Here is a 15,142-nt window from a genome sequence, read left to right on the forward strand (position 1 = left end):
TGTGTCGATCATGAAGACATTCACTTGCGACGTGTGGGATCGCCGCCGTGCCATGGCGGCCCTTGTGAGCCTAGCGGCTGCGGCCGCCACCTCGCCGCTGGGGGCGCAGGGCCGCGGTGGCGCGCCGATCCGTGTCGCCCTCATCGAGGGTCTGTCGGGGCCGTTTGGCAACACCGGTGAGGCGGTGTTTCGCAACCTGGTGTGGGCGTGCGAGCGCGTCAACGCCCGCGGTGGCGTCGACCTGGGCGGCGGTGTGCGCCGGCCGTTGCAGATCGTGCGCTACGACAGCAAAAGCCAGCCGCAAGAGGCCCTCTCGGCGTTGCAGTCGGCGCTGGACGACGGCATCAGCCTGGTGGCGCAGGGCAACTCGTCGGCGGTGGCCGCCGCGCTGATCGAGGCGATCAACCGCCACAACGAGCGCGAGCCGCAGCGCCAGGTGGTGTTCCTCAACTACGCCGCCGTCGATCCGGTGCTGACCAACGAGCGCTGCAGCTTTTGGCACTTCCGCTTCGACGCGCACGCGGACATGCGCATGGCCGCGCTGATGAGCGTGCTCAAAGGGGATGCCGAGGTCAAAAGCGTGTACCTGATCGGGCAGGACTACAGCTTTGGGCAGGCGGTGCTGCGCGAGGCCAAGCGCCAACTCGCCGTGCAACGGCCGGACGTGCGCATCGTCGGCGAGGAGCTGCACCCGATGGCGCGCATCAAGGATTTCATCCCCTACGTGACCAAGATCAAAGCCAGCGGAGCGCAGGCCGTCATCACCGGCAACTGGGGCAACGACCTGACCCTGCTGGTGCGCGCCGCGCGCGAGCTGCAGTACGAGGGCAAGTTCTACACCTTTTACGGCAACGCGCTCGGCGCGCCCGCCGCCATTGGCGAGGCCGGCGTGGGCAAGGTGCTGGCTGTGGCCGACTGGTTCCCCAACGCCCCCGGCGAAGCGTCGCGCCAGTTGGTGGAGGCGTTTCGGCGCCGCTTCCCAAATCCGGCCGACGACTATATTCACCTGCGCATGCAGTTGATGATCGAGGCGCTGGCGCAAGCCCTGCAGCAGGCCGCGCGCAACGGCGGCACCGGCGGCCCCGATGGCGTGCCGCCGGCGCTGGCCGTGGCGCGGGCGCTGGAGCGGGCCGACGTGACGCTGGCGGGGCAGCGGCTGCGCATGCGGGCCGACGACCACCAGGCCCAGCAGCCCCTGATGGTCGCGGTGATGGAGCGCCAAGGCGCGCCCGGCGTGCCGTTCGACGTCGAGGGCTCGGGCTACGGCTTTCGCGTCATCCAGCGGCTGGAAGCTACAGCGGCCGAGCAGCCGCACACCTGCCGCATGGCGCGGCCGTGAAGCACGGCCCGCGCTCGGGCCGGCTCAGCGGCTATAATCGGCGGCTGCCCTGCGAGCAGGGCTCACGCTGGTGGCGGCCCGTGATGGGCTGCTGCCTGACGCAAGTCCATAAGGAGTTTTTTGATGATTTCGTCCGAAGCCAAAGCCAAGGTGATCGCCGAACACGCGCGTGGCGAGCGCGACACCGGCAGCCCCGAGGTGCAGGTGGCGCTGTTGACCGCCCGCATCAACGAGCTCACCCCCCACTTCAAAACCCACGCCAAGGACCATCACGGTCGCCGTGGCCTGCTCAAGCTGGTCAGCCGCCGTCGCAAGCTGCTGGACTACCTCAAGGCCAAGGACACCGACCGCTACGTCGCGCTGATCAACAAGCTCGGCCTGCGCAAGTAACGTCTGACCGGTCTGCACGGGTGTGTGCCCGCGTCACCACCGCCGGCGCCCTGGGTCGCAGCAGGCCCCGGGCGCCGTTTGCCATGTGCAGCCGGCGTCATCGTTTTTTGTCGTCGCCGCCCAGAGCGAAGCTGTGTCATTCCAACGCCCGCCACGCGCCGGGCGCGCGCTGGAATGGCATCGTGTTCTGAGCCGGCGGCCATACCCACCAACCGGAGTTTGAACATGAGCCTCTTTCAAAAACACACCAAGACCTTCCAGTGGGGCCGCCACACGGTCACGATGGAAACCGGCGAAATCGCCCGCCAGGCCACCGGCGCCGTGCTGCTGGACATGGACGGCACCGTGGTGCTGGCCACCGTCGTGGCCCGGCCCGAGGCCAAGCCCGGTCAGGACTTTTTCCCGCTGACCGTCGATTACGTCGAGAAGGCCTACGCCGCCGGCAAGATCCCGGGCAGCTTTTTCAAGCGTGAGGGGCGCCCCAGCGAGTACGAGACGCTGACCAGCCGCCTGATCGACCGCCCGATTCGCCCGCTGTTTCCGGACGGCTTTTTCAACGAGGTGCAAATCGTCGTCCATACGCTGTCGCTCAACCCCGACGTGGACGCCGACATCCCGGCGATGATCGCCTCCAGCGCGGCGCTGGCCATCAGCGGCATCCCGTTCAACGGCCCGATTGGCGCGGCGCGCGTGGGCTACATCAACGGCGAGTACGTGCTCAACCCCAGCCCTAGCGAGCGCACCAACTCGCGCCTGGACCTGGTGGTGGCGGGCACCGAAGCGGCGGTGCTGATGGTCGAGTCCGAAGCCGACCAGCTCACCGAAGAGGTGATGCTGGGCGCGGTGGTGTTCGGCCACGAGCAGGGCAAGGTGGTCATCGACGCCATCCACGACCTGGTGCGTGTGGCCGGCAAGCCCGCCTGGGATTGGCAGCCCCCGCCGCGCGACGACGCGCTGATCGCCAAGGTCACCGAGCTGGGCGAGGCGCGCCTGCGCGCCGCCTACCAGATCCGCAACAAACAGGCGCGCACGCAGGCCTGCCGCGAAGCCTACGCGGCGGTCAAGGCGGGCCTGACCGAGCAGGGCATCGCGTTCGACGAGGTCAAGGTCGATGGGCTGCTGTTCGAGATCGAGGCGCGCATCGTGCGCCAGCAGATCCTCAATGGCGAGCCGCGCATCGACGGGCGCGACACGCGCACCGTGCGTCCGATCGAGATCCGCACGGGCGTGCTGCCGCGCACGCACGGCTCGGCGCTGTTCACGCGCGGCGAAACGCAGGCGCTGGTCATCGCGACGCTGGGCACCGAGCGCGACGCGCAAATCATCGATGCGCTGTCGGGCGAGTACCAAGACCGCTTCATGCTGCACTACAACATGCCGCCGTTTGCCACCGGCGAGACGGGGCGCGTCGGGGCGCCCAAGCGGCGCGAAATCGGCCACGGCCGCCTGGCCAAGCGCGCGCTGGTGGCCTGCCTGCCGAGCAAAGATGAGTTCCCGTACACCATCCGCGTGGTGTCGGAAGTCACCGAATCCAACGGCTCGTCGTCGATGGCCACCGTCTGCGGCGGTTGTCTGGCGCTGATGGACGCCGGGGTGCCGATGAAAGCGCACGTGGCCGGCATCGCGATGGGCTTGATCAAGGAAGGCAACAAGTTTGCCGTGCTGACCGACATCCTCGGCGACGAGGACCACCTGGGCGACATGGACTTCAAGGTCGCCGGTACCACGCAGGGCGTCACGGCGCTGCAAATGGACATCAAGATCCAGGGGATCACCAAAGAAATCATGCAGGTGGCGCTGGCGCAGGCCAAGGAGGCGCGCCTGCACATCCTGGACAAGATGCAGCAGGCCATTGCTGGTGCGCGCGAGGACATCTCGGTGTACGCGCCGCGCCTGTACACGATGAAGATCAACCCGGAGCGCATCCGCGACGTCATCGGCAAGGGCGGCGCCACCATCCGCGCCATCACCGAAGAGACCGGCACCACGATCGACATCGCCGAAGACGGCACCATCACGATCGCCTCCACCGACGCCGACCGTGCCGCCCAGGCGCGCAAGCGCATCGAGGAGCTGACCGCCGAAGTCGAGGTGGGGCAGGTGTACGAGGGGCCGGTGACCAAGATCCTGGACTTCGGGGCGCTGGTCAACATCCTGCCGGGCAAAGATGGCTTGCTGCACATCAGCCAGATCGCCAACCAGCGCGTCGAAAAGGTCACCGACTTCCTCAAGGAAGGGCAAATCGTCAAGGTCAAGGTGATCGAGACCGACGACAAAGGGCGCATCAAGCTGTCGATGCGCGCGCTGCTGGAGCCGGGGGCGCAGCCCGCGGCACCGAACGGGCAGTAAGCACCCGAACGGCCTCCGCCCACACAGGGGGCCCACACGATGGCCATGATGAACGCAATCGAGATCAGCGCCTACGGCGGCCCCGAGGTGTTGCGCCTGGTGCAGCGGCCGCGCCCCCAGCCCGGTGAGGGCGAGGTGCTGATCCGCGTCAGCGCCAGTGGCATCAACCGCCCCGATGTGCTGCAGCGCCGCGGCCACTACGCGCCGCCGCCGGGGGCGTCGGACCTGCCCGGGCTGGAGGTGGCCGGCGTCATCGAAAGCGGTGACGTGGAGGCGATGGAAGCCGCCGGGCTGCGCATCGGCCAGCGCGTGTGCGCGCTGCTGGCCGGTGGCGGCTACGCCGAATACTGCGTGGCCCCGGTGGGCCAGGTGTTGCCCGTGCCGCACGGCTGGAGCGACGTCGAGGCCGCCGGTTTGCCGGAGACGTTTTTCACCGTCTGGAGCAACGTGTTCGACCGCGGGCGGCTGCAGGCGGGCGAAACGCTGCTCGTGCACGGCGGCGCCAGCGGCATCGGCGTGACGGCGATTCAAATGGCGCGCGCGATGGGCGCGCAGGTCATCGTCACCGTCGGCAGCCGGGACAAGGCCTCGGCCTGCCTGCGACTGGGGGCGGCGCACGCCATCCTGTACCGCGAGCAGGACTTTGTCGCCGAGGTCAAGCGCCACACCCAGGGGCGTGGCGCCGACGTGATTCTGGACATGGTGGCCGGCCCGTACGTGGCGCGCGACATCGAATGCCTGGCCGACGACGGCCGGCTGGTCATCATCGCCGTGCAGGGCGGCACCGACGCGCGCTTCGATGCGGGGCAGGTGCTGCGGCGGCGGCTGACCATCACCGGCTCGACGCTGCGGCCGCGCCCGGTGGCGTTCAAGGCCGCCATCGCGCGCGAGCTGCGCCGCCACGTGTGGCCGCTGATCGAGCGCGGCGCCATCCGTCCGGTGGTGCACCGGGTGCTGCCCGCCGCGCAGGCGGCCCAAGCGCATGCGCTGATGGAGGCCGACACCCACGTGGGCAAAATCATTCTCGACTGGACCCAGGCGCGCTGAGCGCCACACCCAAGGAGACCGATCCGTGACCCGCAAGCTGATCGCCGGCAACTGGAAGATGAACGGCTCGCTGGCCGACAACGAAGCCCTGCTGCGCGCGGTGCTGGCCGGCCTGCCCGCAGCCCCGGCGGCCGACGTGGCCGTGTGCGTGCCGGCGCCGTACCTGGCGCAGGTGCAGGCGTTGTGCCAAGGTACGGCGCTGGCGTGGGGCGCGCAGGACGTCTCGGCGCACGAGCGCGGCGCCTACACCGGCGAAGTCAGTGCCGCGATGTTGCGCGACTTTGGTTGCCGTTACGTCATCGTTGGCCACTCGGAGCGGCGGCAGTACCACGGTGAGAGCGACGAGGCGGTGGCGGCCAAGGCGCAGCGCGCGCTGGCGGCAGGCATCACGCCGATCGTGTGCGTCGGCGAAACCGAAGCCCAGCGCGACGCCGGGCAGACCGAAGCGGTGGTCAAGCGCCAACTGGCCGCCGTGATCCACACGGTGGGGCACTGCGTCAGCGAAATCGTCGTGGCCTACGAGCCGGTGTGGGCCATCGGCACCGGCCGCACCGCGACGCCCGAACAGGCCCAGGCCGTGCACGCGGTGCTGCGTGCGCAGTTGCGCGCGGCCACGCCATCCGAGCGCCGTGTGCGCATCCTCTACGGCGGCAGCATGAACGCGGCCAACGCCGCGGCGCTGCTGGCGCAGCCCGACATCGACGGCGGGCTCATCGGGGGCGCGTCGCTGAAGGCTGAGGACTTTTTGCGTATCGTTGCCGCCGCCGCTTGAGACGTGGCCGGCGCTGGCGCGGTGGGCGCGCTGCCGCCCCGCCGTTGGGAGATCATCCAGGAGTTTTGAAGATGAATGTTTTGCATACCTTGCTTGTCATCGTGCAGGTGCTGGCGGCGCTGGCCATGATCGGTTTGGTGCTGATGCAGCACGGCAAAGGCGCCGACGCCGGCGCGGCGTTCGGCGGCGGCGCGTCGGCCAGCCTGTTTGGCGCCAGCGGCGGCGCCAACTTCCTGTCGCGCAGCACCGCGGTGCTGGCCACCGTCTTTCTGGCCTCGACGCTGGCGCTGGCGTTCATCGGTTACCAGCGCCCCAGCGCGCCGGCGTCGTCGGGCAGCGTGCTGGAAAGCGTGCCCGCCGTTCCTGCTGCCCCGGCCACGCCGGCGGCCGAGGGGGCGTCGGGCGCGGCCGGTCAGATCCCCGGCAAATGACGTCCAGCACGCCCCGGCGTGGTGCAGCCCACGCCACACGGTGCACGAAGCCGGGGCGTTTTGCGGGTACAATGCGCGCATCGTCGTCGAGAACACAGTGACCCAAGCCGGTGAGGTGCAGCCAGATCCGGCGCTCGGCGATGCTCCCCCAGCCGACGTGGTGGAATTGGTAGACACGCTATCTTGAGGGGGTAGTGGCGAAAGCTGTGCGAGTTCGAGTCTCGCCGTCGGCACCAAAACGATCATCACCACAGGCGCCTCCAGGGCGCCTTTTTCCGGAGACGCGACCGTGAGCCTCGGCCAGTACCTGCCCGTCCTCCTGTTTCTCCTCGTGGGCTTGGCGGTCGGAGTACTCCCCCAGGTATTTGGCTACCTGCTGGGGCCCAACCGCCCCGATCCGGAAAAAAACTCCCCCTACGAATGCGGCTTCGAGGCCTTCGAGGACGCGCGCATGAAGTTCGACGTGCGCTACTACCTCGTGGCCATCCTGTTCATTCTGTTCGACCTGGAAATCGCCTTCCTGATCCCGTGGGCGGTGGCGTTCGGCGACATCGGCGCCACGGGGTTCTGGGCCGGGGTCATGTTCCTGATGATTCTGGTGGTCGGTTTCGTTTACGAATGGAAAAAGGGCGCGCTGGACTGGGAGTGACCACCCACGCCGCCGCGTGAGGCCCCTTTCGGCGCCCGCACACTGACCAGGAGCAGCCCATGATCGAAGGTGTGTTCAAGCAAGGCTTCGTCACCACCAGCTACGACGCGGTGATGAACTGGGCCAAAACCGGCTCGCTGTGGCCCATGACGTTCGGGCTGGCTTGCTGTGCCGTGGAAATGATGCACGCGGCCACCGCGCGCTACGACATCGCGCGCTTTGGCGCCGAGGTGTTTCGCGCCAGCCCGCGTCAGTCCGACCTGATGATCGTGGCCGGCACGCTGTGCAACAAGATGGCGCCGGCGCTGCGCAAGGTGTACGACCAGATGGCCGAGCCGCGCTGGGTGTTGAGCATGGGCTCGTGCGCCAACGGCGGTGGCTACTACCACTACAGCTACAGCGTCGTGCGTGGCTGTGACCGCATCGTGCCGGTGGATGTGTACGTGCCGGGTTGCCCGCCGACGGCCGAAGCGCTGCTGTACGGCATCATCCAGCTGCAGCACAAGATCCGTCGTACCCACACCATCGCGCGGGTGTGAGCGCCGCGCACCCACTGAGGAGGGAAATCCGATGACCACGAGCTTCGACGCCGCACGCTGGTCGGCGCTGGCGCAGCAAACCGAGCGGCCGGCGCCCGAGGCTGTGCGCGACGCCGTCGCGGCGGCCTTGCAGGGCGTGGCCGAGCGCGTCGAGCTGCAGCGCGGCGAGGTCACCGTCGTCGTGCCCGCAGCGCGCTACCACGATGCGATGCAGACGCTGCGCGACGCGCCAGGCTGCCGCTTCGAGCAGCTCATCGACCTGTGCGGTGTGGACTACTCCGCCTACGGGCAAGGGGCGTGGGAAGGCCCGCGCTTTGCCGTGGTGGTGCACCTGCTGTCGGTGACGCTGAACCAGCGCGTGCGCGTGCGCACCTTTTGTCCGGATGACGACTTTCCCGTGGTGGCCTCGGTCATCGACGTGTGGCCGTCGGCCAACTGGTTCGAGCGCGAGGCGTTCGACCTGTTCGGCATCGTGTTCGAGGGCCACCCCGACCTGCGCCGCATCCTGACGGACTACGGCTTCATCGGCCACCCGTTCCGCAAAGACTTCCCGCTGTCAGGGCACGTCGAAATGCGCTACGACCCCGAGCGCCGGCGCGTGGTGTACGAGCCGGTGACGATCGAGCCGCGCGAAATCACCCCACGCATCATCCGCGAAGACGCCTACGGAGGCCTGCACTGACGCGCTCGCCGCGCCGCAGTCGGATCGCACATGGCAGAGATCAAAAACTACACCCTCAACTTCGGTCCGCAGCACCCCGCCGCGCACGGTGTGTTGCGCCTGGTGCTGGAGCTCGACGGCGAGGTGGTGCAGCGCGCCGACCCGCACATCGGGCTGCTGCACCGCGCCACCGAAAAGCTCGCCGAGCACAAGACCTACATCCAGGCGCTGCCCTACATGGACCGCCTGGACTACGTGTCGATGATGTGCAACGAGCACGCGTACTGCCTGGCGATCGAAAAGCTGCTGGGCATCGAAGTGCCGATCCGCGCCCAGTACATCCGCGTGATGTTTGCCGAAATCACCCGGCTGCTCAACCACCTGATGTGGTTGGGCTCGCACGGCAACGACTGCGGCAGCTCCACGATTTTGCTGTACTGCTTCCGCGAGCGCGAAGACCTCTTTGACATGTACGAAGCGGTGTCGGGCGCGCGCATGCACGCTGCGTACTTCCGCCCCGGCGGGGTGTACCGCGACTTGCCCGACACGATGCCGCAGCACAAGCCCAGCCGCGTGCGCAGCGCGCGCGCCACCGAGGCGCTCAACCGCAACCGCCAGGGTTCGCTGCTGGACTTCATCGACGACTTCACGCAACGCTTTCCGAAGTACCTGGACGAGTACCACACGCTGCTGACCGACAACCGCATCTGGAAGCAGCGCACGGTGGGCATCGGCGTCGTGCCGCCGGAAAAGGCGCTGGCCATGGGCATGACCGGGCCGATGCTGCGCGGCTCGGGCATCCCGTGGGATCTGCGCAAAAAGCAGCCCTACGAGGTGTACGACCGCCTCGAGTTCGACATTCCGGTGGGCACCAATGGCGACACCTACGACCGCTACCTGGTGCGCATGGAGGAAATGCGCCAGTCCAACCGCATCATCAAGCAGTGCGTGGACTGGTTGCGCGCCAACCCCGGTCCGGTGATCACCGACAACGCCAAGGTGGCGCCGCCGCCGCGCGAGCGCATGAAGGCCGACATGGAGGCCTTGATCCACCACTTCAAGCTGTTCACCGAAGGCATGCACGTGCCGCCGGGCGAGGCGTATGCGGCGGTGGAGCACCCCAAGGGCGAGTTCGGCATTTACATCGTCAGCGACGGCGCCAACAAGCCGTACCGCCTCAAGATTCGCGCGCCCGGCTTTGTGCACCTGTCGTGCCTGGACGAAATGGCACGCGGGCACATGCTGGCCGATGCGGTGGCCATCATCGGCACGCTGGACATCGTGTTTGGAGAGATCGACCGATGAGCACCGACACCCGCACCGTGGAGCCGATGGTGCTGTCCGAGGCCACGCTGGCGCGCTTCGCGCGCGAGGTGGCCAAATACCCGCCTGACCAAAAGCAGTCGGCCGTGATGGCGTGCCTGGCCATCGTCCAGCAAGAGCAGGGCTGGGTCAGCCCCGCCGCGGAGCTGGCGGTGGCGCAGTACCTGGGCATGGCGCCGATGGCCGTGCACGAGGTCACGACCTTTTACAACATGTACAACCAGCAGCCGGTGGGCCGCTTCAAGCTCAACGTCTGCACCAACCTGCCGTGCGCGCTGCGCGATGGCGCCAAGACGTTGCGCTACCTGGCGGACAAGCTGGGCGTCGAGCCCGGCGGCACCACGGCCGATGGCTGCTTCACGCTGCAGCAGTCCGAGTGCCTGGGGGCGTGCGCCGACGCGCCGGTGATGCTCGTCAACGACCGCCATATGTGCAGCTTCATGACGCCCGAGCGCCTCGATCAGCTCATCGACGGCCTGCGCGCGGCCGCTGCGGAGGACAAGGCATGAACGTCGAGCGACTGCTGCAGCAGTTTCAGGCCACGGGGGTGCAGACGTGCTTCCACGGCCGCCACATGCAGCCCCAAATTTACGCCGGGCTGGACGGCACCAACTGGCGCCTGAAGGATTACGAGGCGCGCGGCGGCTACCAGGCGCTGCGCAAAATCCTGGGCAAGGACGGCGGGCCCGGCATGACGCCGGACGAAGTGATTGCCGAGGTCAAGACCAGCGCGCTGCGCGGTCGCGGCGGCGCCGGGTTCCCCACCGGCCTCAAATGGAGCTTCATGCCGCGCCAGTTCCCGGGCCAAAAGTACCTGGTGTGCAACTCCGACGAGGGCGAGCCCGGCACCTGCAAGGACCGTGACATCCTGATGCACAACCCGCACATCGTCATCGAGGGCATGGCGATCGCGGCGTACGCCATCGGGGCCAGCGTCGGCTACAACTACATCCACGGCGAAATCTTCCAGGTCTACGAGCGCTTCCAGGAGGCGCTGGAAGAAGCCCGCGCCGCCGGCTACCTGGGCGACAACATCCTGGGCAGCACGTTCAGCTTCCAACTGCACGCCCACCACGGTTGGGGCGCCTACATCTGCGGCGAGGAAACCGCGTTGCTGGAGTCGCTGGAGGGCAAAAAAGGCCAACCCCGCTTCAAGCCGCCGTTTCCGGCCAGCTACGGCCTGTACGGCAAGCCCACCACGATCAACAACACCGAGACGTTTGCCGCGGTGCCGTGGATCATCCGCCACGGCGGGCAGGCCTACCTGGAGGTCGGCAAGCCCAACAACGGCGGTACGAAAATCTTTTCCGTCAGCGGCGACGTCGAGCGCCCCGGCAACTACGAAATCCCGATGGGCACCCCGTTTGCCAAGCTGCTGGAGCTGGCCGGCGGCGTGCGCGGTGGGCGCAAGCTCAAGGCGGTGATTCCGGGCGGGTCGTCGGCGCCGGTGCTGCCGGCCGACATCATGATGGACTTGACGATGGACTACGATGCCATCGCCAAGGCAGGTTCGATGCTGGGCTCGGGGGCCGTCATCGTGATGGACGAGACGCGCTGCATGGTCAAGTCGCTGCAGCGGCTGAGCTACTTTTACATGCACGAATCCTGCGGCCAGTGCACCCCGTGCCGCGAGGGCACCGGCTGGCTGTGGCGGGTGGTGGACCGCATCGAGCGCGGTTTGGGTCGTCCGCAGGATTTGGAACTGCTCGACAACGTGGCCGAAAACATCATGGGCCGCACCATCTGCGCGCTGGGCGACGCGGCGGCGATGCCGGTGCGCGGCATGATCAAGCACTTCCGCCACGAATTCGAATACCACGTCGAACACAAGACCTGCATGGTCCCGGCGTATGTCTGAGGGAAGCCCCACCATGGTGGAAATCGAACTCGACGGCAAAAAGGTGGAGGTGCCGCCCGGCAGCATGGTCATGCATGCGGCCGAAAAGGCGGGCGTGTACATCCCGCACTTTTGCTACCACAAGAAGCTGTCCATCGCGGCCAACTGCCGCATGTGCCTGGTGGACGTCGAAAAGGCGCCCAAGCCCATGCCGGCGTGCGCCACCCCGGTGACGATGGGCATGGTGGTGCGCACCAAGAGCGACAAGGCCATCAAGGCGCAAAAGGCCGTGATGGAGTTTTTGCTCATCAACCACCCGCTGGACTGCCCGATCTGCGACCAGGGCGGCGAGTGCCAACTGCAGGACCTGGCGGTGGGTTACGGCGGCACCCAGTCGCGCTACGAGGAAGAAAAGCGCGTCGTTTTCCACAAAAACGTCGGCCCGCTCATCTCGATGGAGGAGATGAGCCGCTGCATCCACTGCACGCGCTGCGTGCGCTTCGGTCAGGAGATCGCGGGGGTGATGGAGCTCGGCATGAGCCACCGCGGCGAGCACTCCGAGATCGAAACCTTCGTCGGCGCCACGGTCGATTCGGAGCTTTCGGGCAACATGATCGACCTGTGCCCGGTGGGCGCGCTGACCAGCAAGCCGTTTCGCTACGCCGCGCGCACCTGGGAGCTGGCGCGGCGCAAGAGCATCAGCCCGCACGACGGCACTGGCGCCAACCTGGTGGTGCAGGTCAAGGGCGACCGCGTGCTGCGCGTGGTGCCGCTGGAAAACGAAGAGGTCAACGAGTGCTGGATCGCCGACCGTGACCGCTTCAGCTACGAAGCGCTCAACAGCCCCGATCGCCTGACGCAGCCCATGGTCAAGCAAGGCGGCCAGTGGCATACGGTGGACTGGAAGACGGCGCTGGAGTTTGTCGCCAACGGCCTGCGGGGTGTGCGCGAGCAGCACGGCGCCGCCGCCATCGGGCTGCTGGCCAGCCCCCACGCCACGGTGGAGGAGCTGGCGTTGGCGCGCGCGTTGATGGGGGGGTTGGGCAGCCCCAACATCGACCATCGGTTGCGCGCGCACGCGTTCGACAACGCGGCCCCGGCCGGCAAGGCGCGCTGGCTGGGCCTGCCGATTGCGCAGCTGTCGACGCTGGAGCGCGCGCTGGTCGTCGGCTCCAACCTGCGCAAAGACCATCCGCTGTTCGCGCAGCGCATCCGCCAGGCGGTGCGCCATGGCGCGCAGGTGTCGGCGCTGGTGGAGGCGCAACCCGACTGGGCCATGCCGCTGCACGCGGTGTTGACCGCGCCCGCCACCGACTGGGCGGCGGCGCTGGCGCGCGTGGCGGTGGCGGTGGCCCAGGCGAGCGGGGTCGCCGCGCCGGCGGGCACCGAGGGTGTCCAAGCCGACGACGCGGCGCAGCGCATCGCCGCCAGCTTGATGGGCGGGCAGCGCAAGGCGGTGCTGCTGGGCAACGCGGCGGCGCACCACGAACGGGCCGCCACGCTGCTGGCGTTGGCCCAGTGGATCGCGCAGCACACCGGCGCGGCGTGGGGCTACCTGACCGAAGCGGCCAACACCGTGGGCGCACAGCTCGTCGGCGCCGTGCCGGGCGCTGGCGGCTTGGATGTCGCCCACATGCTGGACGGTGGCACGCTGAAGGCGGCGCTGCTGCTGGGGGTGGAGCTGGGCGCCGACACCGCCAGCGCCGGCCAAGCGCTGGCGCAAGCCGATCTGGTGGTGACGCTGAGCCCGTTCAAGACCAACCTCGACGTCAGTGACGTGCTGCTGCCGGTGGCGCCGTTCACCGAAACGTCGGGGTCGTTCGTCAACGCCGAGGGTCGGTTGCAGAGCTTCGCCGCTGTGGTCAAGCCGCTGGGCGAAACGCGGCCGGCCTGGAAGGTGCTGCGCGTGCTGGGCAACATGCTGCAACTGCCGGGCTTTGAGCAGACGTCGTCGCAGGAGGTGCTCGCTGCGGCGCTGCCCGGCGTGGCCGACGGTGCGTTTGTGCCCGCCGAGCGGCTGGACAACACCACCACCGCGGCGCTGAACCTGGCGCCGGCGCGTCGCGCGCCGTGCGTGGCGTCGATCTACCAGCTCGACGCCCTGGTGCGCCGTGCTCCGGCGCTGCAAGCCACCGCCGACGCCCGCGCCGCGCGCGCGGCGGCCGCTACAGGAGTGTGCGCATGATCGACGCGATTTACCAAGGTGGCCTAGGCCTGAGCAACGCCGCGTGGTGGACGCAGGCGGGCTGGCCGGTGGTGTGGATCCTGCTGAAAATCGTGGTGCTGCTGGTGCCGCTGATGCTGCTGGTGGCCTACCTGACGTGGTGGGAGCGGCGGCTGCTGGGTTGGATGCAGGTGCGGCTGGGGCCCAACCGCGTCGGGCCGTTTGGCCTGTTGCAGCCAATCGCCGACGCGCTCAAGCTGCTGACCAAAGAGCTGATCCGGCCCACCGCCGCCAACGGCGGGCTGTTCCGGTTGGGGCCGGTGCTGGCCATCATGCCGGCGCTGGCGGCCTGGGTGGCGGTGCCGTTCGGTCCGGACGTCGTGCTGGCCAACATCAACGCGGGCTTGTTGGTGATTTTGGCCATCACCTCGATCGAGGTGTACGGCGTCATCATCGCCGGCTGGGCGTCCAACTCCAAATACGCGTTCCTCGGCGCGTTGCGCGCGTCGGCGCAAATGGTCAGCTACGAAATCGCCATCGGTTTTTGTTTCCTGGTGGTGGTGATGACCGCGGGCAGCCTGAACCTGGCCGATATCGTCGCGTCGCAGTCGCGCGGGGTGGCGGCCGACATGGGGCTCAACTTCCTGTCGTGGAACTGGCTGCCGCTGTTGCCGATTTTTATGGTGTACCTGATTTCGGCCGTGGCCGAAACCAACCGCCACCCGTTCGACGTCGTCGAAGGTGAAGCCGAGATCGTGGCCGGTCATATGGTCGAGTACTCCGGCATGGGCTTTGCAATCTTCTTCCTGGCCGAATACGCCAGCATGTGGCTGGTGTCGATCCTGGCGGTGCTGATGTTCCTGGGCGGCTGGCTGCCCCCCATCGACAGCGAGCTGTTCAACGCCATCCCCGGCTGGGTGTGGCTCGGGCTCAAGACCGCCATCGTGGTTTCGATGTTCATCTGGATCCGCGCCACGTTCCCGCGGTTCCGCTACGACCAGATCATGCGCCTGGGCTGGAAGGTGTTCATCCCGGTGACGCTGATTTGGCTGCTGGTGGTCGGCGCCGTGATGCAGACCGCCTGGAACCCGTGGAAGTGAAGGAGGGCTGTCGCATGTCCCCCACCGCCGTTGCCCCGTTTTCGCTGAAAGATTTTTTCAAGAGCTTTTTGCTGCTGGAGCTGTTCAAGGGCATGGCCCTGACCGGGCGCTATGCGTTGCGGCCCAAGGTGACGCTGCAGTACCCGGAAGAAAAGACGCCGCTGTCGCCGCGCTTCCGTGGGTTGCATGCCCAGCGCCGTTACCCCAACGGCGAGGAGCGCTGCATCGCGTGCAAGCTGTGCGAAGCGGTGTGCCCGGCGATGGCCATCACGATCGAGTCGGCGCAGCGTGACGACGGCACCCGCCGCACGACGCGCTACGACATCGACCTGACCAAGTGCATCTTTTGCGGCTTTTGCGAAGAAGCGTGCCCGGTTGACGCCATCGTCGAGACGCACATCTTCGAGTACCACGGCGAAAAGCGCGGCGACCTGTACTTCACCAAAGAGATGCTGCTGGCCGTGGGTGACCGCTACGAAAAAGAGATCGCGGCGGCCAAGGCGGCCGACGCCAAGTACCGCTAATACGACAAGGGGCCTGC

General features: G+C 67.8%; 15 protein-coding genes and 1 tRNA gene. All 16 read left to right on the forward strand.

Annotation, left to right across the window (positions count from 1 at the left end; genetic code table 11):
* Positions 1 to 10: 10 nt before the first annotated feature.
* The 16 genes from EDC36_RS00615 to nuoI all read left to right on the forward strand — a co-directional run bounded on the left by EDC36_RS00615 (position 11) and on the right by nuoI (position 15,125).
* The gene (locus tag EDC36_RS00615) at positions 11 to 1,339 is read left to right on the forward strand and encodes a branched-chain amino acid ABC transporter substrate-binding protein (RefSeq protein ID WP_132961316.1); all 1,329 of its coding nucleotides are present in this window, start codon (positions 11 to 13) and stop codon (positions 1,337 to 1,339) included.
* 123 nt (positions 1,340 to 1,462) lie between these two features.
* Positions 1,463 to 1,729: a 30S ribosomal protein S15 gene (rpsO, locus tag EDC36_RS00620; protein ID WP_132961317.1), complete on the forward strand. Its 267-nt coding sequence runs from the start codon at positions 1,463 to 1,465 to the stop codon at positions 1,727 to 1,729.
* Between the two features lie 225 nt (positions 1,730 to 1,954).
* Positions 1,955 to 4,078: a polyribonucleotide nucleotidyltransferase gene (pnp, locus tag EDC36_RS00625; protein WP_132961318.1), complete on the forward strand. Its 2,124-nt coding sequence runs from the start codon at positions 1,955 to 1,957 to the stop codon at positions 4,076 to 4,078.
* Positions 4,079 to 4,126: 48 nt separating this feature from the next.
* Positions 4,127 to 5,125 carry an NAD(P)H-quinone oxidoreductase gene (locus tag EDC36_RS00630; protein WP_132961319.1) on the forward strand — a complete coding sequence of 333 codons (999 nt, stop codon included), beginning with the start codon at positions 4,127 to 4,129 and terminating at the stop codon, positions 5,123 to 5,125.
* A 25-nt stretch (positions 5,126 to 5,150) separates the two neighbouring features.
* Positions 5,151 to 5,897 carry a triose-phosphate isomerase gene (tpiA, locus tag EDC36_RS00635; RefSeq protein ID WP_132961320.1) on the forward strand — a complete coding sequence of 249 codons (747 nt, stop codon included), beginning with the start codon at positions 5,151 to 5,153 and terminating at the stop codon, positions 5,895 to 5,897.
* A gap of 71 nt (positions 5,898 to 5,968) precedes the next feature.
* Positions 5,969 to 6,328 carry a preprotein translocase subunit SecG gene (secG, locus tag EDC36_RS00640; protein ID WP_132961321.1) on the forward strand — a complete coding sequence of 120 codons (360 nt, stop codon included), beginning with the start codon at positions 5,969 to 5,971 and terminating at the stop codon, positions 6,326 to 6,328.
* A 151-nt stretch (positions 6,329 to 6,479) separates the two neighbouring features.
* Positions 6,480 to 6,564 (forward strand) — tRNA-Leu (locus EDC36_RS00645).
* 53 nt (positions 6,565 to 6,617) lie between these two features.
* Positions 6,618 to 6,977, forward strand: coding sequence for an NADH-quinone oxidoreductase subunit A (locus tag EDC36_RS00650; RefSeq protein ID WP_132961322.1), 360 nt, complete (start codon positions 6,618 to 6,620; stop codon positions 6,975 to 6,977).
* Between the two features lie 59 nt (positions 6,978 to 7,036).
* Positions 7,037 to 7,516, forward strand: coding sequence for a NuoB/complex I 20 kDa subunit family protein (locus tag EDC36_RS00655; protein ID WP_132961323.1), 480 nt, complete (start codon positions 7,037 to 7,039; stop codon positions 7,514 to 7,516).
* 31 nt (positions 7,517 to 7,547) lie between these two features.
* On the forward strand, positions 7,548 to 8,198 hold the full coding sequence (locus tag EDC36_RS00660; RefSeq protein ID WP_132961324.1) for an NADH-quinone oxidoreductase subunit C: 651 nt from the start codon (positions 7,548 to 7,550) through the stop codon (positions 8,196 to 8,198).
* 30 nt (positions 8,199 to 8,228) lie between these two features.
* Positions 8,229 to 9,482 carry an NADH-quinone oxidoreductase subunit D gene (locus EDC36_RS00665; protein WP_132961325.1) on the forward strand — a complete coding sequence of 418 codons (1,254 nt, stop codon included), beginning with the start codon at positions 8,229 to 8,231 and terminating at the stop codon, positions 9,480 to 9,482.
* Complete coding sequence (gene nuoE, locus EDC36_RS00670) at positions 9,479 to 10,009, forward strand: NADH-quinone oxidoreductase subunit NuoE (protein ID WP_185969535.1); 531 nt, start codon at positions 9,479 to 9,481, stop codon at positions 10,007 to 10,009. The genes EDC36_RS00665 and nuoE overlap by 4 nt, the downstream gene beginning before the upstream one ends.
* Positions 10,006 to 11,358, forward strand: a complete 1,353-nt coding sequence (nuoF, locus tag EDC36_RS00675) for an NADH-quinone oxidoreductase subunit NuoF (protein WP_132961326.1) — start codon at positions 10,006 to 10,008, stop codon at positions 11,356 to 11,358. The genes nuoE and nuoF overlap by 4 nt, the downstream gene beginning before the upstream one ends.
* A gap of 13 nt (positions 11,359 to 11,371) precedes the next feature.
* Positions 11,372 to 13,522 (forward strand): NADH-quinone oxidoreductase subunit NuoG, encoded by a 2,151-nt coding sequence (gene nuoG / locus EDC36_RS00680; protein ID WP_132961469.1) that lies wholly within the window; start codon positions 11,372 to 11,374, stop codon positions 13,520 to 13,522.
* On the forward strand, positions 13,519 to 14,601 hold the full coding sequence (gene nuoH, locus EDC36_RS00685; RefSeq protein ID WP_132961327.1) for an NADH-quinone oxidoreductase subunit NuoH: 1,083 nt from the start codon (positions 13,519 to 13,521) through the stop codon (positions 14,599 to 14,601). Before nuoG ends, nuoH begins: the two co-directional genes overlap by 4 nt.
* Positions 14,602 to 14,615: 14 nt before the next feature.
* Positions 14,616 to 15,125, forward strand: a complete 510-nt coding sequence (gene nuoI, locus EDC36_RS00690) for an NADH-quinone oxidoreductase subunit NuoI (protein WP_132961328.1) — start codon at positions 14,616 to 14,618, stop codon at positions 15,123 to 15,125.
* Positions 15,126 to 15,142: the final 17 nt, after the last annotated feature.

It is taken from the genome of Tepidimonas ignava, from assembly GCF_004342625.1.
Lineage (GTDB): Bacteria > Pseudomonadota > Gammaproteobacteria > Burkholderiales > Burkholderiaceae_C > Tepidimonas > Tepidimonas ignava.

Bases quoted from the DNA above. Each gene is read 5' to 3' on its own strand.
- EDC36_RS00615 (WP_132961316.1), top strand. From the start codon at position 11: ATGAAGACATTCACTTGCGACGTGTGGGATCGCCGCCGTGCCATGGCG.
- rpsO (WP_132961317.1), top strand. From the start codon at position 1,463: ATGATTTCGTCCGAAGCCAAAGCCAAGGTGATCGCCGAACACGCGCGT.
- pnp (WP_132961318.1), top strand. From the start codon at position 1,955: ATGAGCCTCTTTCAAAAACACACCAAGACCTTCCAGTGGGGCCGCCAC.
- EDC36_RS00630 (WP_132961319.1), top strand. From the start codon at position 4,127: ATGAACGCAATCGAGATCAGCGCCTACGGCGGCCCCGAGGTGTTGCGC.
- secG (WP_132961321.1), top strand. From the start codon at position 5,969: ATGAATGTTTTGCATACCTTGCTTGTCATCGTGCAGGTGCTGGCGGCG.
- EDC36_RS00655 (WP_132961323.1), top strand. From the start codon at position 7,037: ATGATCGAAGGTGTGTTCAAGCAAGGCTTCGTCACCACCAGCTACGAC.
- EDC36_RS00660 (WP_132961324.1), top strand. From the start codon at position 7,548: ATGACCACGAGCTTCGACGCCGCACGCTGGTCGGCGCTGGCGCAGCAA.
- EDC36_RS00665 (WP_132961325.1), top strand. From the start codon at position 8,229: ATGGCAGAGATCAAAAACTACACCCTCAACTTCGGTCCGCAGCACCCC.
- nuoE (WP_185969535.1), top strand. From the start codon at position 9,479: ATGAGCACCGACACCCGCACCGTGGAGCCGATGGTGCTGTCCGAGGCC.
- nuoF (WP_132961326.1), top strand. From the start codon at position 10,006: ATGAACGTCGAGCGACTGCTGCAGCAGTTTCAGGCCACGGGGGTGCAG.
- nuoG (WP_132961469.1), top strand. From the start codon at position 11,372: ATGGTGGAAATCGAACTCGACGGCAAAAAGGTGGAGGTGCCGCCCGGC.
- nuoH (WP_132961327.1), top strand. From the start codon at position 13,519: ATGATCGACGCGATTTACCAAGGTGGCCTAGGCCTGAGCAACGCCGCG.
- nuoI (WP_132961328.1), top strand. From the start codon at position 14,616: ATGTCCCCCACCGCCGTTGCCCCGTTTTCGCTGAAAGATTTTTTCAAG.